21 protein-coding genes are annotated in these 19,351 nt (G+C 46.3%); all 21 read left to right on the top strand.

All coding sequences use genetic code 11. The features are described 5' to 3' along the window. Positions 1-80 precede the first annotated feature (80 nt). The 21 genes from ACFWMP_RS25720 to ACFWMP_RS25620 all read left to right on the top strand — a co-directional run bounded on the left by ACFWMP_RS25720 (position 81) and on the right by ACFWMP_RS25620 (position 19,272). Positions 81-1,109 carry a Kiwa anti-phage protein KwaB-like domain-containing protein gene (locus ACFWMP_RS25720; protein ID WP_379425050.1) on the top strand — a complete coding sequence of 343 codons (1,029 nt, stop codon included), beginning with the start codon at positions 81-83 and terminating at the stop codon, positions 1,107-1,109. A 34-nt stretch (positions 1,110-1,143) separates the two neighbouring features. Next, a complete protein-coding gene (locus ACFWMP_RS25715) occupies positions 1,144-1,785 on the top strand; it encodes a hypothetical protein (RefSeq protein WP_379425049.1) in 642 nt (213 codons plus the stop codon). 774 nt (positions 1,786-2,559) lie between these two features. Continuing rightward, positions 2,560-2,742, top strand: coding sequence for a BC1881 family protein (locus ACFWMP_RS25710; RefSeq protein WP_379425048.1), 183 nt, complete (start codon positions 2,560-2,562; stop codon positions 2,740-2,742). A gap of 36 nt (positions 2,743-2,778) precedes the next feature. After that, the gene (locus ACFWMP_RS25705; protein WP_379425047.1) at positions 2,779-3,324 is read left to right on the top strand and encodes a terminase small subunit; all 546 of its coding nucleotides are present in this window, start codon (positions 2,779-2,781) and stop codon (positions 3,322-3,324) included. 144 nt (positions 3,325-3,468) lie between these two features. Next, complete coding sequence (locus ACFWMP_RS25700; RefSeq protein WP_379425046.1) at positions 3,469-4,074, top strand: recombinase family protein; 606 nt, start codon at positions 3,469-3,471, stop codon at positions 4,072-4,074. An 89-nt stretch (positions 4,075-4,163) separates the two neighbouring features. Next, positions 4,164-5,816, top strand: a complete 1,653-nt coding sequence (terL, locus tag ACFWMP_RS25695; RefSeq protein ID WP_379425045.1) for a phage terminase large subunit — start codon at positions 4,164-4,166, stop codon at positions 5,814-5,816. Further along, positions 5,809-7,290: a phage portal protein gene (locus tag ACFWMP_RS25690; protein ID WP_379425044.1), complete on the top strand. Its 1,482-nt coding sequence runs from the start codon at positions 5,809-5,811 to the stop codon at positions 7,288-7,290. The genes terL and ACFWMP_RS25690 overlap by 8 nt, the downstream gene beginning before the upstream one ends. Before the next feature lie 3 nt (positions 7,291-7,293). Further along, positions 7,294-8,316, top strand: coding sequence for a retron-type reverse transcriptase (locus ACFWMP_RS25685; protein WP_379425043.1), 1,023 nt, complete (start codon positions 7,294-7,296; stop codon positions 8,314-8,316). Between the two features lie 39 nt (positions 8,317-8,355). Beyond that, complete coding sequence (locus ACFWMP_RS25680) at positions 8,356-8,742, top strand: hypothetical protein (protein ID WP_379425042.1); 387 nt, start codon at positions 8,356-8,358, stop codon at positions 8,740-8,742. Next, a complete protein-coding gene (locus ACFWMP_RS25675; RefSeq protein WP_379425041.1) occupies positions 8,735-9,910 on the top strand; it encodes a hypothetical protein in 1,176 nt (391 codons plus the stop codon). Before ACFWMP_RS25680 ends, ACFWMP_RS25675 begins: the two co-directional genes overlap by 8 nt. A 19-nt stretch (positions 9,911-9,929) precedes the next feature. Beyond that, the gene (locus ACFWMP_RS25670; RefSeq protein WP_379425040.1) at positions 9,930-10,325 is read left to right on the top strand and encodes a DUF2190 family protein; all 396 of its coding nucleotides are present in this window, start codon (positions 9,930-9,932) and stop codon (positions 10,323-10,325) included. A 16-nt stretch (positions 10,326-10,341) separates the two neighbouring features. Further along, complete coding sequence (locus tag ACFWMP_RS25665; protein ID WP_341127853.1) at positions 10,342-11,376, top strand: phage major capsid protein; 1,035 nt, start codon at positions 10,342-10,344, stop codon at positions 11,374-11,376. Between the two features lie 12 nt (positions 11,377-11,388). Then, positions 11,389-11,748, top strand: coding sequence for a hypothetical protein (locus ACFWMP_RS25660; protein ID WP_379425039.1), 360 nt, complete (start codon positions 11,389-11,391; stop codon positions 11,746-11,748). After that, on the top strand, positions 11,748-12,131 hold the full coding sequence (locus tag ACFWMP_RS25655; protein ID WP_379425038.1) for a hypothetical protein: 384 nt from the start codon (positions 11,748-11,750) through the stop codon (positions 12,129-12,131). Before ACFWMP_RS25660 ends, ACFWMP_RS25655 begins: the two co-directional genes overlap by 1 nt. Positions 12,132-12,166: 35 nt before the next feature. After that, a complete protein-coding gene (locus tag ACFWMP_RS25650; RefSeq protein ID WP_379425037.1) occupies positions 12,167-12,553 on the top strand; it encodes a hypothetical protein in 387 nt (128 codons plus the stop codon). Then, a complete protein-coding gene (locus ACFWMP_RS25645; RefSeq protein ID WP_379425036.1) occupies positions 12,550-13,377 on the top strand; it encodes a hypothetical protein in 828 nt (275 codons plus the stop codon). The genes ACFWMP_RS25650 and ACFWMP_RS25645 overlap by 4 nt, the downstream gene beginning before the upstream one ends. A 17-nt stretch (positions 13,378-13,394) precedes the next feature. Beyond that, complete coding sequence (locus ACFWMP_RS25640; RefSeq protein ID WP_379425035.1) at positions 13,395-13,595, top strand: YqzN/YkzM domain-containing protein; 201 nt, start codon at positions 13,395-13,397, stop codon at positions 13,593-13,595. Then, the gene (locus ACFWMP_RS25635) at positions 13,596-15,065 is read left to right on the top strand and encodes a phage tail sheath family protein (RefSeq protein ID WP_379425034.1); all 1,470 of its coding nucleotides are present in this window, start codon (positions 13,596-13,598) and stop codon (positions 15,063-15,065) included. 14 nt (positions 15,066-15,079) lie between these two features. Continuing rightward, positions 15,080-15,490, top strand: a complete 411-nt coding sequence (locus ACFWMP_RS25630; RefSeq protein WP_341127860.1) for a phage tail tube protein — start codon at positions 15,080-15,082, stop codon at positions 15,488-15,490. A 29-nt stretch (positions 15,491-15,519) separates the two neighbouring features. Then, entirely contained in the window at positions 15,520-15,972 is a 453-nt protein-coding gene (locus ACFWMP_RS25625; protein WP_341127861.1) for a phage tail assembly chaperone, read from the top strand. Positions 15,973-16,170: 198 nt separating this feature from the next. Further along, a complete protein-coding gene (locus ACFWMP_RS25620) occupies positions 16,171-19,272 on the top strand; it encodes a phage tail tape measure protein (RefSeq protein ID WP_379425033.1) in 3,102 nt (1,033 codons plus the stop codon). Positions 19,273-19,351 lie beyond the last annotated feature (79 nt).

Genomic DNA, 19,351 nt, shown 5'->3' with positions numbered 1-19,351 from the left:
GAGCGAACTAAGGTACATGGGTTATATTTGCAGGGAAACCCTTCCAGATGTCGAATTATGAGGTCATAGGGGGGATTTTGATGGATATTAATAATGAAAATAATCTGTTATGGAAATTAAGTGAACTTACTGATGATAAGTTTAAAAAAGTTAACCTGTCTTTAAGTTTAGTTAAAAAGCAAAAAGAATCTGATGCGTATTACCAAAGCTCAGAAACGGCGCTTGCTCCTGATGTGAAGAAGTGGTTGAAAGAATTTATTGTTGAGTCATTAGATAAATTGAAGGTGGCTAATGAAGAAGGGATAAGGAAATTTGCAGTATGTGATTATAATCATGAAATAACAAAAAATGAATCAATTGCGAAATATGATGTGTCACTTTCGCCACTCAAAGATAAAAAAAACAAACTAGTTGCCTCAATCAGAAACCCGGATCCCATGTATGTTGAGAAGGATTCACTTTTTCAGATGGTTAAAGTGGCTTATGATAATGAATTTGCGTACTTTTGTTTCTATAAAGGAATTAAAAAGAATGGTGCTCGTACAAAGCGATGGGTCTCTAAAAGTTCAAATCAGTTTGAATTTATAAATGAGACAATTATTGAACTTGGTGGAAGCATTAGCTTTATTATTATCGATAATTGTATATTCATTAGAAATGTTACTAACTTTGAATATGCATTTGATTATACAGACCATATAACTAAATTAAGAGATGAGAACTTAACTAATATAATTTCTATGCCCTTTTTTGAGGGCGAATCAGCAAACAAGGAGCTTTTTGAAACATCATGCAAAAAATATCTATTTTCTAGAGGTTTAGCACAAATAAAACCTCAAACCTTAGCTGTCTTGCAGAATAAATTTGAAGCCAGATGTGATGAACTTGCTAAAATTAAAAGAAAAGCACCCACTAATCCAGAAAAAAGGGAAGAGTATATCGAGAAATTTGGATCAGTTTGGAAACTACTTGAATATATTGATGTGGAACAATACAAAATAAAATTTAGCGAAGGAGTAAGCCCAACCCCTTTGATTCATTTCTTTGCAGATAAGATTGCTAAATCATTCCTCACAGAGGATTATAGAGTGGTCATGGCATACGATTAATTTTTTGTTGAGATTCTAAGGAAGGGGATTAAATATGTGGGGAAAAAAAGAGCAATTTATATTGTGGTTAACTGCATATTTACCTCTTTTGTTAATTATGATTTATCGATTTATAGATAGTAATAATTTTTTATCAAAGAGCAAAATTATTTATTTGATAAGTCAAAAAATCAACCAATACTTTGTTGATTTTATTGTGATAATGTTGATTATTTTATTTTCCTTAGTATTGTATAGAGTAGTTACAAAATGGTACTTTGAAGATTTAGAAAAAGACTTATTAGCTGAGACTACTGGAGATATATTCTTTGTAAGAAAATATGAGAACTTAAGTGTGAATGACTATTCATTTTTTTTAATGACCTTATTTATACCATTGATTTCAATTGATCATGCCTCCGTCATAAATTTGGTATTAACAGTATTAACGATAGGGATTGTTATTCTTATATACGTTAAGACTGATTCGATTAGTGTTTGTCCGCTTTTTTTCACTTCAGGGAAATATGTCTATATTGCTACGATATCTGAATATTCTAGAGAAATGGAGGCGTTAGATCCTTCATTAAGAAAATCTGTAATTATTATTACTCCTACCAAGGAACTTGATTTGAATAGGAAATTTCGAGTCTCCAAACTAAATGGTGATGTTTATTACTTAACTAATACCCGGTGAATTGAATGAGAAGAAATATTATGATACGCAATTAGTAATCAGGGTCGCCAATGCGGCTCTTTATGCATATTGCAGGATTTATCTTCTATACACCGAATTATGGTGGTGGGAGGTGACAAGCTAACATCATTGAACTCAGCGGTGTAGATACTTTCACTCGTGAAAATCCAGACAACCGACCAGATAGTAGACTCAGCACCCGTTACCCAAAGCGCCCTGATCGGTGCTTTTTCTATTAACCAAGAAACTGCATATGAGCGAGGTAGGAGTTACTTAAATTAAGAAAAATCGCTGATTTGGTCTAAAACGCCCGATTTTGGGATTAGGTCATTTCCTCAAATCTCAGTATAATGATCTTGTTCTTACACCGAAGTCACTAGGGAGAGAGATCTTAGTACGGAGCACAGCGTACGTATGCCCTTATCATAGATTTTTAAACCAGATCGTTAAAAAAATCACGTCGCGAAACATCCTTTCAGTTTCGGGACTAGGACAGGTGAATGCCGAAGGCAGAGGGGTGGCTATGAACCCCTTTTCTTTATGGGTGTTACGTTTTTAAACACGAAGATGTAACTATAGTGCTATAAAGTATAGGGGGATCAGATTTGACGCCTCAATTGAATAAAACGCCAAGGTCACTGCTTTTATAGAGTGGCCTTTTTGCATAAATGAACGCATGTAACGTCACTCAAACGTTACGGTAATAACACAGTAATATTACCGTAACACGACAACGATCTGACCATACTTTTACAAAGTGAAGGGGTGAATGATTTGGATAAGAATCAAAAGACTGTAGAGCTACCTAACACAAACGAGTTAACAGAAGAATTGTGTCGGCGTGAAGGTGTCGAAGAGATTGTAATCGAGGCTCATACGAAGTTTAGGATTGAGGTTGTAGGAAAGGCTCCTAGAGAATTTGAGGGCCCGGCAAGACTTCTCATCAACGCAGATTAACTAAGACAAAAATTAAGGAATTTGGAGGGACGTGGTATGAGCAAATCTAAGAGTGGTTTAACGGCAATGCAGCAATTATTCGTAAAAGAGTACCTTGTCGACCTGAACGCCACACAGGCAGCCATCAGGGCGGGATATAGCGCTAATACAGCCACAGAACAGTCTAGTAGGCTGTTAGCTAATGTTAAGGTTCAAAAGGCCGTACAGGAGGCTATGGCAAGGCGTGAGAAGAGGACGGACATCACGGCTGAACGGGTGCTGAGCGAACTGGGTAAAATCGCCTTCTCCGACTTGAACGCTTTCATTGAGGTTTCTGAAGATGGAAAGATAACCGTTAAGCCCAGCAACCAACTGGACGGTACCGTGCTTTCAGAGATCAGCGAGTCGATTACAACAAACGGCCGGACAAGGAAGGTCAAGTTGCACGACAAGATGAAAGCCTTGGAACTCATCGGCAGGCACCTTGCTATGTTCACAGACAAGCAGGAGATCAAAATCGAGAAGACGGACGACGACAAGCAGGCTGCTATCAATCAACTGAAAAAGATGCTGGAACAGTCCGAACCACCGTCAGAAGAGTAGTCTCAAAAACCAGTAGTTTCGTGACAGTTACAAACTCGAATGGAATAGCCCCTATTAGTGACACTTAAAGTATACTTAACTTATTGTGATATGACACAATTAAGGATATACTTATTGTGACACTGGTAAAGGGGAGAGCTGAACATGCTACTGGCATATGCAAGGGTGAGCCGTAAGGAACAGAATCTTGACCGCCAATTGATCAAGTTTGCTGAGCTGGGGATCGAGGAGCGTTTCACATTTACGGATAAGCAAACCGGAGCGAACTTTGAACGTGATGGTTATCAACTCATGAGGCGTACCATTCGTGAAGGTGACTTATTATATCTTGACTCTCTTGATCGCTTAGGTCGTAACTATGACGGCATCATAAGCGAATGGAAGCACCTCACACGTACAATCGGCGCTGATGTTATCGTGCTTGAGAATGAAACGCTATTTGACAGTCGTAAATTTAAAACTATGGGCGATCTCGGCAAGCTGCTTGAAGATCAGTTCCTTTCCATGCTCGCATATGTGGCAGAGCAGGAACGTAAGAAGAACAAGCAACGTCAGGCCGAGGGCATAGCAGTGGCAAAGGAAAAGGGTATCCGGTTCGGCCGCCAAAAGATTGAGATCGATGATTCGTTCATCGCTGCATATACCATTTGGAAGGCTGGGCAGTCTACGGCTGTCGCTGCTATGAAGAGTGTCGGAATGAACAGAGCTACGTGGTATCGTCGTGTGGCGGAGTACGAGGGTCGTGAGTAGGCACTGCGCGTATAAGACAATTCAATACAAGATTTAGCCAAAGCATTCCATTCAGGGGTGCTTTTTATTTTGCCTTGGAGGTGATGTACATGGAACAGTGGGAACTGGAACTGATGCAGGAGTATTTGCAAAGACACTTTCCGACAGACCAAATAAGCAATCTTCTTGACGAGGGCACTCAGCTCACAGGTAAGGACGGATTACGAAGGCAGCTCGCCGAGATCGATCAAGAGTATTTTTGCAAAGCCTACCTGCCGCATTACTTTAACCTACCGTTTTCCAAGCATCACCACGAAATGTTTATCGACCTCAAGAAGCTTATAGACAGCGGCGGCGGTACGAAGATGTGCCGAGCAGCTCCTCGAGAACATGCCAAGTCCACACAGCTAACACTCGGATTGCCGCTGTACTGTACTCTTTATGGTCTTAAGCACTTCATTGTGCTTGTTTCGGATACAGAGGATCAAGCCAGCGGGTATCTTGAAGCGATCCAAGAAGAGATGGACGAGAATGTTGCCATCATCGAGGATTTTGGTCAACTGAGGGGCGTAACTTGGAACGTAACGGAAATGGTCACTTCCAACGGAGTTTGTCTCATTGCAAAAGGTATCGGCGGGAAAATCCGCGGTCTGAAGTATAAGAACCACAGGCCTGACTTGATCGTGCTGGATGATATCGAGAACGATAAAAACGTCAAGTCTGAGGAGAACAAGCGTTGGACGTATGACGAATGGTTCATGAAGGCCGTACTTCGGGCAGGTGGTACCGGCCTTGGTGGTAAGTCCCTGACGGACATCGTCGTCATGGGTACAATCCTTGAGTCTGACTCTGTACTTAAGCGTATCATCGACAATCCCTTGTTTGATAGCAAGATTTACAAGGCGGTCATTGCATTCGCAGAGCGTGAAGACTTATGGGATGAGTGGACTAGGATAGCGCTCAACCTTGAGAACCATGACCGCATTCAGGATGCTGAGATCTTCTTTAAATCCAACGAGCAAGAGATGCTTCGAGGTTCAGAAGTGCTGTGGCCTGAGAAGCATACCTATTACAGCCTTATGGTAGCTCGCCTAGCCTCCGAGATGGCGTTTAACTCGGAGTTGCAGAATGAACCTATAGATAAAGCACAATGCCTCTTCAACGGGCTTGTAGAGCTTGAGAGCGGGCCTACTATGGAAGAGTTGCGAGAAGACTACATTATCTTTGGAGCCTGTGATCCATCGCTTGGGAAAAAAGCGAAAGGCGGAGACTATTCCGCTATCGTTGATGTTGCACGTCACAGGCACACAGGTCAACTGTGGTGTGTCTATGCCGATCTGGAAGTACGACATCCGGACAAGATCATCGACGATATATTTGGACGGGCGCTGTATTACAAAGATAACGGGATTGAGTATGAGGATTTTGTAGTCGAGACTGTTCAGTTCCAAGAGTTTTTTGCTAGTGAAGTGAAAAAGCGGTCTGCTGAAAAGGGGATCTACCTTCCTATCTCTGAGCTTAAGCAAACATCAGATAAAGTGTTACGGATTACACGTTTGCAACCGGACATCAAGAACCACTATCTTCGCTTTGCGAAGGGGTTACAGCGCGTGCTCATTGAACAATTGGAGTCATTCCCGAAGGCAAAGAAGGATGACGGACCTGATGCACTGGAGATGGCAACACATGCTGCTAAGAGTGGGCGCGTGACGGTAGACCCAGAAGTTGCTGCATTGTTTGGAAGGGGGAGGGTATATGCCTAAATGGATATGGATGGATAAAGTCTTCGGGGAAATGTCTAAGCTGCGCCAAGGGCTAAGCGGTCTATGGGGAGTGGTTACGGGTACCTTGGGAGGGACGTATACGCTTGATTCAACCCGTGTGGACTATGCCAAGGCACGAGCACTATATGACAACACTGAAGAAAGCTATAAAATCGGGGCTGGCTTTGCTAAGAAGATAGTCAACGCACCAGTTGGTTACATGGGGTTGCCTGAATTTAAGTCATCTGATGAGGACGCCCAAAAGACCTTGAACGACTTTATGAAGAAGAATGAGTCAAAAGCACAAAGAACACATCTGAACGCGATCAAGGAGGGCGATTGCTTTGTTTGGTTAACAAGAGAGGAGAAGAAATCCAAGCTCTTTCCAGAAAACGAAGTACACATTGTTTATAACATCATTCCTCCTGAGCAGGTCACTCGTATAGACCTCGATCCGCTTACTGGTGAAGTTATTCAATATGTTCTAGAATCTCAGCATTCTTGGCATGACGAATCAGGGAGCAAAAGAACATGCAAAATCCGCCAGAGAATAAGCGCAGAGCGTCGTGTTATTGAGATTGACGGTGAAAACCCACCGAATGCCGAACCAGGAGATCACGACAATCCGTGGGGCTTCATACCTATTGTTCATTTTAAGAATGACGGAGATGAGACTACAGAATTCGGTAAAAGTGACCTGGAATCAGTAGAACCGTTTCTCAAAATCTATCATGATGTGCTACTTGCTTCTGTGCAAGGATCTAAAATGCACAGTACACCAAGGCTGAAGCTGAAGCTTAAGAATGTCCCTGCTTTTTTGCTTAATAATTTCGGAGTTACCGATCCGAAGAAATTTGCATCGAGCGGTGGGCAGCTCAATTTACACGGTAAAGAGATACTTTTGTTCCAGGACGACGAAGATGCGGGTTTCATTGAAGCCAAGTCTGCCACCGGGGATGCAATGGCATTGCTGGAATTTGTATTCTACTGCATTGTATCGGCTTCTGAGACACCAGAGTTTGTTTTTGGGGTCCATACGCCGTCCAGTCTATCTAGTGTGAAAGAGCAAATGCCTATCTTCATTCAGAAAGTAGAGCGGAAACGGAAGTCATTCGCTGACTCGTGGCAGATGCTGGCGAGAATGGTCCTTTCTATGACGTCCCAATCGGGGCTAGTCACATTTGATACCTTTGAAACTTCTCTTGTTTGGGAGACTGTGGATCAGCGAGATTCCAAGGATGTAGCGGAGGAGCTTAAAACGATCGTTGAAGCCCTGGATAAGGCGCTCGCTGGCGGTCTTATAAGCGAACCGGCGGCAGTAGAATACCTGGCGTACTGGGTTGATACTATGCATAGCTATGAAGGCAGTGACGACGTAGAAGGAGAGAAGGATCGCATCTTAAAAACAAAGTTGCTCCTTAGACGCTTGGAGGACGGGCAGATTTTGGATGCAGAAAAGAACGAGGCGGTGTAGCTTATGGAAGATTATGCAACGGAGTCAGCCCGGAAGCTACTACAGGAGTTGAAGATGTCTGCTGATAAATATGCAGTCTTCGCACTTGCAGCTCGGGAAAAGTACACCTCCGTTCTGCTCAATCAGGAACCTGAAGTACGCAGGATATTCATTCGGACCGGAGATCAAGTTGCCAGAGAAATTCGAAGTCTGCGGAGCCGAGGATACGGCAGCCAATTAAACGAGCGCTATCTTGATCCGTTGATGAAGATGTTGCGAGAAACAAACATTCCCCAATCACTTCGCGAGAAAATGAATCAATACATCATTAAGGGTGTTGATGCCGGGACAAGTTACTCTTTTGATATCACGAAGCTGCATATTAGCAGTGCTAAGATTCCAATAGAGCCGTTAGAAAGAATGATATTTCGAACCAACAAGCAGGCTGTCGATGCCATGTGGGCACGGAGCGAGAACGGACTGATGCTATCAGACCGGATATGGCAGAAGGGGATCAAAGCCCGTCATAGCATGACTGAGATCATTCAGGACGGTATCAAAAACGGGGAAGATCCGGTAAAGACTGCCCGCTTCTTGGAGCAGTATGTTCGCCGCGGGAAGAAGACACTTTCCGGAGATTACCCTGAAATGATGGAGCGGATGGGAAGCCGTATTCCAAGTGATTTGTCCTACGAAGCTTTGAGGTTAGTTAGAACGGAAACTGCATCAGCATTCGGAGAAGGGACTATTGCGGCTGCTCGTGTAAGCCCAAGCTACTCCGGAATGAAATGGGTGTTATCAGGCGCTCATCCCAAACCTGATATCTGCGACGAACTGGCAGGAGCTGACCACGGAATGGGCCGCGGTGTATGGCCGGTAGGTCAAGAACCTCATATGCCGGCGCACCCTAATTGCATGTGTGTTCTGATTTCTGTTCATGAAGACCTTGATTTGTTCATGCACCGTCTCAACCAATGGACAAAGACTCCGACGAGTCAGCCAGACCTGGAAGATTGGTATCAAAATGTGTACTCGAATGTCGCTTAGTGAAGCGGCCTATTTGTCGTGCGAAAAGGAGGAATTGTATTGAAATCAGTGATCTTTACAGAGGAACAACTGAAAGAGAAATGTGCTGAGTGGCAAAAGGTGCTTCGGTTACAGGACTGGGATGTTAAGACCAGCATTGAGCGTGGAAGGGATATGAACCTACCTAATTCCAACGGTGTAATCACGGTTCAAGAGGAACACAGGTCCGCAAATATTCGTATTCTGGACCCTTTGGATTATTCGCCTGATGAACTCCACCCACAAGATATGGAAAAAATACTGGTTCATGAATTATTGCACATACACCTTTTCCCAATGACCAAGGATTACGAGGGATATTTGGCAACGGCCGAAGAGCAGGCCATTAATATGATTGCTGGAGCCCTTGTTGGGCTGGCACGAAAGGGGGTGAATGCGAATGCATAAAATCATGTATTACGGTGAGATGGCTGAGGAAGACAGGTTGTTTCGTCTTTTTGGTGGAGTTGCTGGTGAAATGAGTGTCGAGGACATCCCCTCGGCTCCAGGAGTGGACGTTGAAGCAATCAAGCAAGGTGACACGGACCCATACGAGGTTGTGGTAGAAATACCGGTTGGCAAGTCGAAACGTGGCTGGAACTACACTCACAAGTCCTTGCAGGACATTGTTGATGCAGTCAATACACGTACCCTTGCTGGATTTAAGGGGCACCAAAAGGCTGAAGATGTGTCAAACCAATTTATCGACCCCGCAACTCACTGGATCGGGGCAAAGATGACTGAGAAGGCTGCTTACTTCCGTGGGATCATTGATCAAAAAGAGCCCGACCTTAAGAGGTACTTGCGAACAGGAAGAATTAAGCAAGTAAGTATCTTCGGTAGGCCGGCACTTAAGACGGCATCTGGTGAAACGCAGGTCGTAGGGTATGACCCTCTTAGTATTGACTGGACTCCATTGGATCGAATGGGGATGCCGACCCGAATTGTTGCAGTAAGTGGTGAAATGTGGGATTTAGATGGGGGAGGCCCCGAACATTCGAAGGGAGATGATGGGCAAGTGGAATGGGCTCAGGTAATAGCAGAAGTAAAAAAGAAACATGGTCTTAAAGGCGTCACTATTGGTACATTGGCTGGTGAAATGGGCTTGACTGATCAGCAGGTTGTTGAAGAACTTACCCCTGAATTCGCTAAAGAAGTTCAACGTGCGCTTGAGATCAGTGGTAAAGCTAAGGATATTCTCGGTGTAACTGGCGAAATGAACGTCGAGGACCTATTTAAATCGCTTAAAGCGGCATCTGAAAAAGATGCTGGAGCGGGCCGCGATCAAATTGTTGGCGAAATGTTTACAGAGAAGGTTACTTCTGAGGCGGTCCGCAAGGACATCAAGGACCCTGCGACAGCGATCGGTAAGCTTTGGTCATATCACTCTTCTTCCATCGCTGCTACAGCGACCAAAGAGCAGATTGCTGGTGAAATGGATGCCTTTTTGGCGGACACAGCTGTTAAAGCGATTGTCAGCAATTATCATACTGACCCGGCAGCGGCTACATGGAACGGATTCAACAATAACAATAATGCTGGCTCCAGCGTGAAAACACGCCGTACCAGCATCTAAGAGAAGGAGTGAAAAGAATATGTCATTTAGAGGACAACCAGTACCAACAACCAGAACTAGTGTAGCTCGGGCCAAAGTCAGTGACGGTAAATCTGTTCGGGTGATAGTGCCTCAGAATACTGTTATCGAAGCTGAAAAGTTCTATCTGCTCGGTGGTTTCTTCGGAGTTGCAAAGCAATCCGTTACAACTGGAGCTGGGCAAACTGGAGAGGTCATTTTGGACATTGAACAAGCAGAATTTGAAACGGACCAAATCAGCACCAGCCAGGCTTTTGCTGCCGGCACTGCTGTTTACTGGTCAGCCAGTACCAGTAAATTTACTGAAACGGCTACTGATAATCGTCAAGTTGGTCGTGTAACTGTCGGTAAGGATGCAAACAACGTAATCTGGCTCATTCTTGGGCCGCAAGTATAAAGGGGGATAACATCACATGACAAGAGTAATCAGCATTGATACATTGCGCGAAGAGCGCCGTAAGGGCACATTCAAAACGGATGTGGCCTTTGTTGTAAATGGGGAAGTTCTTGCCGTTGCGAAGAACATTGTAAACGGAGAAATGGAGACGCTGGAATTCACTAAGCCTGTTGGTGAAATGTTGACTAGTGGCAGCTTGGATCAATTCAAAGATTTGATGAGAAAAGTGGTTTTGGATGTCGAACTTGGCCGTGAAGAAGTGCCGGTGCTGTATAAGCCCATTTACCAGACTATTTCCGATTCCACCCTGCCAAAAGTGGTTGATGTTAAATGGGCGATTTACGGTGTAGTCGTGTTCACTGACCACATGGAAGGGGAAGAGGTGAAATTTGGAGCCTTGTCCGCAGAAGCGGGTCCTATTGCACGTATTCTGACACAGGCCGCTGGTTTCGAATACACCAAAGAAATGAAGGATTTCAATGAATATTTCACTGTTGAAATCATGAACAAGGCGATGGGCGAAGCCTATAATGCCAAAGTGAATCACATGCACTTGGGGCCTATCATTACCTATACGTACAAACCAACCAACAAGACTGCATATCAAGGCGAAACAGCTGATCCAGCTTGGGTGCGGATGTATAAAACACTTACTAAGGCACAGGGTGATGCCCGCACAGCTAAACGGGCTGGGAATATCCTGCTGGCGTCCAGTTTGGACAAAGAGAATATCGATATGGTTCTCAAAGGCGGGTATACCATAAACGGAACCACATATCCTGCCGTGTCCGGGATAGATACAATCATTTACTATGATGGATGGGAAGTAACTGTAGGCAAGAAAGAATTTGCATATCCGGGAGTCCAGCAAGGTAAGGCTTACCTTATTCGTCCAAAGCGGGGGTTCAAAGAGCTGGAAAAGCAAGACTTGCGCATTGAGTCCACAGCAGCTGATCTGTCCCGTTTAATTGAAGCACAGATTGTCGGATGGTCTTACCGCGGTGTCTATGCAGCGGTAGAAGAAAATGTTCAGGAAATCTCATTCTCTTAAGTAGGTGATTGTATGGAAGCTACAACTGAGCTCCGCACCCGCCTCCGAAAACTGCTGAATGAGCGGATTCCCGAAGGCGGGACGGAAGCAAGTACGAATTTCACCGACTTTGACCTTGATACGTTGCTGACCGAATCAGATAATTTAGATTCGGCAGTGGCGAAAGGGTGGACGGAGAAAGCCGGCTTGTTGCAGGCGGACATTGAGAGCTACAGCATCGGCTCTGAAAAATATGATCTCACTTCATTGAAGGACCGACTGAACCATGCTTTAGCAATGGCTAAGCAGTACGGAGTTGCTGCTGACGCTTTGAAAGAAACCGCCAATTACGGCAGCTACATGTTCAGCGTCCAGCCTCCAGAGGTGCTGTGATGGACTTTGTAGCTCTTCGCCGTAAGCATATCGCCTGGAATATCAGTCAGAATCCTTCTTCCATTGCTATCCACCGGAAGGGGAAGCGGAGAAAGGGCGGCGGGTATGAAGAATATCAGAAAGACCTGCCGTCCATTACCGTCCGGATTTTTATCGGCGGTAATGCCCAATCTCCGCAGGTTGATTCGGGCACCATCGGTACCGTTCAGATTGATAGGGCATACAGCCTGCTGGCAGACGAATATGCAGATATCCAAGCGGGCACCGAGGTATCTGATTCGTTCGACCATTTGGGAGACACGTTCAAAGTTCTGCAGGTTATGCCGCATGTCGTTAACGGTACTGTTGTGGGGTACAAGGCAGATCTGGAGAGGGTGAAGTAATCGTGCCGAAACTTGGGGATAATGCCCGCGCCCACATGAGGCGGAAGCAGGCCGGGGCGTTTGCGATTATTCAGAACCTTGCACAAACTGCAGAAGGCGAAATGAAGACGAAAGCCACCTGGACTGACCGCACCTCAACCGCTCACAGGTCATTGCATGCCGGAGCGAAGCCGATGGGCAAGAACAAAATTGTAATGTACCTGGCGCATGGCGTTAAATATGGCACGTACTTGGAATTAGGTACGAAGCCACATGTAATCCGGCCGAAGAATAAGAAGGCGCTGTACTGGCGCGGTGCGGCTCATCCGGTGAAGAAGGTAAACCATCCCGGCACGAAGGCACGGCCTGTTGTCTTACCGACTGCGAAGAAGTACAAAGGTAAAATTAAGCAGGCTCTTGCGAAATGGTGGGCGATGCAATGAGGAATGCAATTCGAAATCGTATCATTGAAGCTGTCCCATCGTTGACAGATGTGTTTGAACCGCATGCTGCGAGTAAAGACAGCGTAAAACCATATGCTGTTGTCCTCCAAGGTGACGATGATAACGAATCTCCATGGGCAGGCTTCCGGCGGATCATTGAGGTATGGCCCTATGTGTCGCGTACCAGTTTCGAGGCTGTTGACGATATAGAACAGGAGATAGCTGCCGCTCTGGTGGCTGAGCCGCTTGTAACGGAAGCAGGAGAGGTATTCACCTGTTCATATATGGGTTCCTCTCAGGATACCGTTGACGAGGACTGGGACGCCATTACGCGCGGCATGCAGTTTGCTGTAATGGCTTTGCAGCCTATGGGTGCCGGTGTTCCGGTGACATCAGATCCATGGCTTAATGCACTTGCTTCCTGGACTGAAACGCTATTCGGACGGGAGTGGAGTGTGTATAAGGGCGTTTGGCCCGTTGGATACACCCGTTCCTCTATCATGTGGAGGATCACCGACATGGAAGCTAAGCCGCTCGGAGTTGGAATATTCCAGATCACGAAGCGGTTCACAGCGCATGTCCTTGGTCCGGATGGCAATCAGGAGCATTACAGTGTGCTTAAACTCATTGAGGCGATAGGCAGCGTACCTAAGATACCCCTCGATCTGCTGGACCGTAGATACATGACTGTTGCCGATCTGAAGGCGAATACCGAAGCGGACGCCATAAAAGAGGGACAGATTACCATCAGCTTAAGCCGAAAGGTTCAGAAGCTGACAGATGAAGGTCCACTGATGGCTGAAGTAAACTATAAACGAATATGAGAGGTAAGGTGGTAAGCGTGGCAGAGAAATCAGAAGCTGCAGCACAGCCAGTTAAACCCTCCGTACCTGTTCAAGAGCTTTTGGCGCATGCCGGGGCTCTTTTTTCATGCGGTCCGGAGGTACTGGAAGGCGCTTTTTACGGCAGTGGAAAAACCGAATTGACCGTGGATCAGGCGCGAATTCTTATTGATGAATTTTTAGGAAGGAAGGTGCTGTAAATGGCAGGAGGAACATGGAGCGCAACAGATATGCCGGTATTGCCCGGTCTGTATATGATTTTCCAGGCTGCTGCTCTGGCAGCCATTGAGCCAGGAGCCCGCGGCACTGTCGTTTTGCCTGTTAAAGCTCACTGGGGCCCGATGAATGAATTTGTAGAAGTCGGCAGCGAAGCGGCGATTACTGCTCTATTTACGGATGATGAGACTGGAAGCGCCACGGCTCGAACTACCTTGAGGCTGGCCTTACTGGCTCAACCTAAGAAGGTGCTGGCATATCGCCTTGGAGATTCTTCAGCAGCCATCGCAACCAAAACACTTCAGGATACGACATCAACTCCGGTAAACGCCCTGAGGATTGATGCCAAGTACAAGGGAGCCCGCGGAAATAACTTCCGCCTGACCGTTGCTACAAACTTGGTAGATAACAACAAGAAAGATATCAAGCTGTATGACGGTACGACCCTGCTGCGAATCTTTACATTTACCAGCGGCACCGTTGCGGCGGCAGCGGCGGCTATCAATGAGGACGCCGGAAACATATGGATTTCCGCTTCCGTTCTGCTCCCTGGCAATGGCATACTGGCTGATGTTTCGAACATCGCACTGACTGGCGGTAACTCTGGGATATCTGGCATTACCAATGCGGATTATATCGCCGCTCTTGGTGCGTTTGAGACTCAGGATTTTCATGTGCTCGCCTTGGACGGTGTTTTCGATGCCGCCCTTAGAACCAGCGTAGTAGCTTGGGTGAAACGATTGCGGGCAGAGGGTAAAGGAATCACAGTTGCACTCGGAGGTTCCGCAGCGGAGGACACAGGAGCTACAGCAGTGAGCGTTGCTCTTACCCGAAGCGCGACAGTGGACTTTGAGGGCGTTATTAATGTCGGCGATGGTGGCGTATTGGATGGTGTTTCTTACAGCTCCGCACAAACAGCTGCATGGGTGGCTGGACTTGTTGCGGGAACTGCACTTAGTGGTTCTACCACTTATGCTGCTTCCCCGTTTGAAGACGTCACCCGCCGCTGGACACGTTCTGAGCAAGAGGCAGCTGTCAAAGGCGGGGTGTTCCTCCTTATACATGATGGCCGGAAGGTGAAGGTACTGAAGGGTATCAACAGCTTAGTCTCACTGCGGTCCGGTCAGAACAAAGGATGGAAGAAAATCCGGAAGATTCGCGTGATGGATCAGATTACCTACGATCTGATGCAGACAGCAGAGGATAATTACATCGGCAAGGTCAATAACACCGCTGAAGGTCGTCTCGCTCTTATTGGAGCGGGCAAAGATTACCTCAGGACACTGGCTACTGAAGGCGTAATCGAGTCAACAGGCTACAACGTATCACTTGATCCACGGTTTTATGGATCCTCACCAGCGATCAAGCCGGACGACGATCAGGTATTCCTCACTTGGACGGCGGATGATACCGACGTGATGGAGCAAATATTCGGCACGTTTAACGTGCAATAAAGGAGTGAGATGTTATGGCAATGGACCCAACCCGGGCGATACTCGGGACGTTTGGACAGGCTTTTATTGATGGAGTGTGGCAAACGAATATTAACCACTTGGAAGCTAAGATTGATGTGGACAAGCGGGAACTGAACTTAGTCGGTTATAACTGGAAGCAATTTAAGATCGGGGCTCAAAGCGGCACCGGCACAATCAGTGGTTATAAGATAACCTCTGGTATGATCCAGCGCGGATTTTCAAAATTCGATATCATTTCAAAGTTGGAAGATCCCGAGGCTTATGGATTCGAAAGGGTTCGTTTGATCCGTTGTATGCCGGATAGCATCCAACTTGCTAATTGGACGGCAGGGGAAGAAGTAACGGAAGAAACATCCTTCACATTTGAGGGTTATGAACTTCTCGATCCAATTGTCGCTAATTAATAAATTATAAAAATGGAGGGTATTAAACAATGAGCGAAATGACCGAACAACAGATTTTGGCGGAACTCTTTGAAACTGCAGCTACATCACCAGAAGAATCGGTGTTTATCAAGCGGCTGGGCCTGCGTGTCACACTGAATGGATTGACCTCCAGTCGTGTGGACAGCATCCGGGAACGATGCACATCTCGTAAAAACGTAAAGGGCATCCAAACCGAGAAGCTGGACAACGAAATGTTTAACTCCACGCTTATTCAGGAAGCGACAAAGGAAATTCAAGTTGTAAAGAATTATGGGGAGAAGAACGAGCAGAAAGTGAGCTTGAAGGGATGGGGAGACGAGCGGATTACCAGCCAATTGAAACTTTCTGGTGGTGATCAAGCCGTCCGTCGGCTACTACTGGCCGGGGAGATGGATGCTGTAGGGGATAAGGTGCTCGAGCTGTCCGGATTCGGTGTCGATATCGAAGAAGTAAAAAACTAACCCGCTCCGGGGGAATGGTTACGCTTCTGTTCCACTTATGGACAAAGCATGATCTACGCCCCGGGGCGTTTTGGTCTTTGCCCAAAGGTGAACAGTTGCTCTTGCGGGCATTCACGGAGCGAGAGCTTGAGATTATTTCAAAGGCACCACCGGGGATGCCAGCAATGCCAAGTGGGCGCCGGGGAAGGCGGGTGACAAATGGCTAATGAATTTTATCAGTTAGACCTTGTGATCGGCACAAGTGGCGTGGAGCGAACAGAACAGCAGCTTCGCGCTGTTGAACGTTTGATGGAACAAACTCAGCGACGAGCTGCAGCATTGGGCCGAACCCGGATGAATCCGACGGTTCAACTTAATGACCGTCTAACCTCCTCAGCTAGCCGGATCACATCGTCTATGAACCGGTTAGACCGTATGAATGCCAAACCGGAAGTAAGGCTGCTTGATCGCGCTTCAGCAGGGATAGGTAAGTTATCCTCTATGTTGGGTAATCTCACTCGAAAGGCTTTCCGGGTTACGGTCAATACAGCAGTTACAGGTGCAGCAATGCTTACTGGAGCAGCCGTATATACAGGCGTAAAATCAACACAGAAAGCGATGAACTTCCAGAACCAAATGAAATCGATCCAAGCCCTGACCCAAATATCAGATGAAGAACTGGGTAGAATGCAGGCACTAGCGCTTTCTGAAGGTATGCGGACGAAGTATAACGCACTGGAAGCGGCTCAAGGAGAAGAGGCACTACTTAAAGCCGGTTTGTCAGTAAGCAAGGTTCAAGACGGCGGTCTCAGCTCGGCACTGAATCTAGCGACTGCTGGTGGTATGCAGATGGTCGAAGCGGCTGAGCTCATGTCTACATCCTTAAATGCCTATAAAAAGGACGCTCTATCCGCGGCGAGGACATCTGATATCCTGGCTGGTACAGCGAATGCTTCAGCGGTTGACCTGAACGACCTTAGGTATTCCTTATCCATGGTAGGAGCGGTAGCAGACGGGGTTGGAGCGTCCTTCCTTGATACTAACTTAGCGCTCGGGGTATTAGGTAACAACGGCTTAAAGGGTAGTGACGCAGGTACTTCCTTGAAGACATTGCTCCTCAACTTAGTTCCTGAGACAGCTAAAGCCTATGGGCTCTTTGAGGATTTCGGCTTGTTGACGATGGACGCGACGAAATCTTTACAGTTTATGCAGAAGAACGGTATTAAGCCAGCATCATCATCGTTCGATGAGATCTCAAAGGCCATGGAAAAGTTTGTGGCTAAACAAGAAGGTATTAAAACAGGTACAGCCCGGGCGGCAAAAGCAACCCGGCAGTTCCTGATGTCCCAAGGGCTCATTCACTCAGCGTTTTATGACGATCAGGGTAACATTAAAGATATGGCCACCATAGCGGGTACACTGCAAAAGAGTCTGAAGGGTCTAACAAATGAGCAAAGACAGTTCTACCTTAAACAGATGTTTGGCACGGATGCTATCCGGGCAGCGAATATTCTGTATAAGGAAGGCGCCAAAGGTATCAAGGACTTCCAGCGAGAAATGTCCAATGTAACAGCACTCAAAGTGGCGAAAGATAAGATGAATTCAGCGACCGGGGCGGTTGAGATGTTCAAAGGAGCGGTAGAAACACTCCAAATTTCAGCCTTGCTTCCGACAATGCCGATTATTCAGAAGGTTGTAACGAAATTATCTGAAGTAGTTACTCGGTATACACCTGAGCTTACTGCAGCCATGGAGAAAATGACCTCACAAGCTGAATCCTATGTCAAAACTCATTTCTTAAATAATACGGAATTCCAGAATCTTAGCCTTAAAGGGAAAATTGGATTTGTTTTTGATGACCTCCAGGCTCAATTTGATACATGGTGGGGAAGTACAGGACAAGGTGTTGTGGCAAATATGGCCGGCAAGATCGGAGCGGGATTAGGAGGAGCGCTGAAGGGCGTCTTTATGGGTGCTTTGGGACTTTTAGATGATGGGGATGATTCGCCGTATAAGACAGCTGGAGAATCTGCGGGTGCAGCGTTTTTCACAGGGTTTATTGAATCGTTTGATGCAGGAGTTATAGCTAAAAAGGCAGCAAGCGCAATAGGCAATGTCTACGGTAATGCTATCACAGAACCTTCAACTGAAACTTTAGGACTTGCAGGCGGCATAACAGTAGCTGCTGCTGCGTTGGGAAAACCAATCTATACAAAAGTCTTAAAACCAACAATTGACATCGCAAAGAGCGTTATAGGCACAGGCAAAAATGTAGTACAAACGTTAGCGGGTAAAGCTCCGGCTGTTGTTGCGGGTTCAGAAGGTGCAATAATCGCCGGGGAATCCGCTGCTAGGGGAGCGGCTGCGGGTGTAGCAGATGCATCTCAGTCAAAAATCCCTTGGAATGAGTTGAGGAGAGATCCGCGGTATCGTCCTGGTGGAAAGCTAGTCAATCCTCCGAAGGATTTCGCTGTTCCGGGATTAAAAGTAGCTTCGAAGGTAGCATTACCATTAGTTGCTGCTGTTGATGCCTATTCTATTGCTACGGCAGAGAATGGAAGAGACCGTGCTGAAAAAGTGGGTTCTGCTGTAGGTGGGTGGTCAGGTGCGTGGGCTGGAGCAACGCTCGGGGGCGCTGCTGGTTCAGTCGTTCCAGGTGCTGGTACAGCAATCGGCGCGATTCTTGGCGGTATTGGTGGCGGATTTGGAGGTAGCTGGGTTGGCGAAGGAGTAGGTGGCAAGTTTATGGACTCGGTTTATGGCAAGGAAAAGCAGAAACCTCCTGTTGTTGATGCCGTTCTTGGCGATAGTCTAGTCGGCTTAGATGCCATTCTTGGTCGGACTCCCGCTCCCTACAATGTCGGATCGATCAAACCAGTTAAAACAACTTTTCCGTTGGTATCTGACATTGTAAGCAAAAGTTTGGCAACTATAGCGGCAAAGATTGACTTAATAAGTTCGTCACAACTTCAAACTAACGTGGCGACAGTCAGTAAGTCAACATATGCACCAAACACTGCCTTCCCTTCAATCGGAGAACTGGTAAGTAAGAGTTTGGCAATGACCAAGGCTTCTGCTCCAGCAATGGTACAGAATGTACCTCAAACGGTGATCATTTCGCCGGATCAGGTCAGCAGCATGGAAAACGGCATACGTAATATTAAGGCAGAGACAACCAATCAATTTAATATCACTCTGCCGCCGGGAACCGTTCAAGTGACTGTCCAAAACGAGGAAATTGATTATGATGCCATAGGGCAGAGGGTTGGAGGCACAATTGCTGCAGAAATGCGGAGAAGAGCTCAAAATCTCAAGAGATAAAAAGGAAATTTCCCTCATATGGAGAATACAATCATGTGAGGGGTGATATTAATGGATATTCTTGTATGGATCGGAACGA

This window comes from Paenibacillus sp. NPDC058367 (assembly GCF_042723305.1).
GTDB lineage: Bacteria > Bacillota > Bacilli > Paenibacillales > Paenibacillaceae > Paenibacillus_AQ.
This window is presented reverse-complemented; position numbering and strand designations above follow the sequence as displayed.

Excerpts from the sequence above, each read along its gene's own strand:
- ACFWMP_RS25720 (WP_379425050.1), top strand. The coding sequence starts at position 81 with ATGGATATTAATAATGAAAATAATCTGTTATGGAAATTAAGTGAACTT.
- ACFWMP_RS25715 (WP_379425049.1), top strand. The coding sequence starts at position 1,144 with ATGTGGGGAAAAAAAGAGCAATTTATATTGTGGTTAACTGCATATTTA.
- ACFWMP_RS25705 (WP_379425047.1), top strand. The coding sequence starts at position 2,779 with ATGAGCAAATCTAAGAGTGGTTTAACGGCAATGCAGCAATTATTCGTA.
- ACFWMP_RS25700 (WP_379425046.1), top strand. The coding sequence starts at position 3,469 with ATGCTACTGGCATATGCAAGGGTGAGCCGTAAGGAACAGAATCTTGAC.
- terL (WP_379425045.1), top strand. The coding sequence starts at position 4,164 with ATGGAACAGTGGGAACTGGAACTGATGCAGGAGTATTTGCAAAGACAC.
- ACFWMP_RS25690 (WP_379425044.1), top strand. The coding sequence starts at position 5,809 with ATGCCTAAATGGATATGGATGGATAAAGTCTTCGGGGAAATGTCTAAG.
- ACFWMP_RS25685 (WP_379425043.1), top strand. The coding sequence starts at position 7,294 with ATGGAAGATTATGCAACGGAGTCAGCCCGGAAGCTACTACAGGAGTTG.
- ACFWMP_RS25675 (WP_379425041.1), top strand. The coding sequence starts at position 8,735 with ATGCATAAAATCATGTATTACGGTGAGATGGCTGAGGAAGACAGGTTG.
- ACFWMP_RS25670 (WP_379425040.1), top strand. The coding sequence starts at position 9,930 with ATGTCATTTAGAGGACAACCAGTACCAACAACCAGAACTAGTGTAGCT.
- ACFWMP_RS25665 (WP_341127853.1), top strand. The coding sequence starts at position 10,342 with ATGACAAGAGTAATCAGCATTGATACATTGCGCGAAGAGCGCCGTAAG.
- ACFWMP_RS25660 (WP_379425039.1), top strand. The coding sequence starts at position 11,389 with ATGGAAGCTACAACTGAGCTCCGCACCCGCCTCCGAAAACTGCTGAAT.
- ACFWMP_RS25655 (WP_379425038.1), top strand. The coding sequence starts at position 11,748 with ATGGACTTTGTAGCTCTTCGCCGTAAGCATATCGCCTGGAATATCAGT.
- ACFWMP_RS25650 (WP_379425037.1), top strand. The coding sequence starts at position 12,167 with ATGAGGCGGAAGCAGGCCGGGGCGTTTGCGATTATTCAGAACCTTGCA.
- ACFWMP_RS25645 (WP_379425036.1), top strand. The coding sequence starts at position 12,550 with ATGAGGAATGCAATTCGAAATCGTATCATTGAAGCTGTCCCATCGTTG.
- ACFWMP_RS25635 (WP_379425034.1), top strand. The coding sequence starts at position 13,596 with ATGGCAGGAGGAACATGGAGCGCAACAGATATGCCGGTATTGCCCGGT.
- ACFWMP_RS25630 (WP_341127860.1), top strand. The coding sequence starts at position 15,080 with ATGGCAATGGACCCAACCCGGGCGATACTCGGGACGTTTGGACAGGCT.
- ACFWMP_RS25625 (WP_341127861.1), top strand. The coding sequence starts at position 15,520 with ATGAGCGAAATGACCGAACAACAGATTTTGGCGGAACTCTTTGAAACT.
- ACFWMP_RS25620 (WP_379425033.1), top strand. The coding sequence starts at position 16,171 with ATGGCTAATGAATTTTATCAGTTAGACCTTGTGATCGGCACAAGTGGC.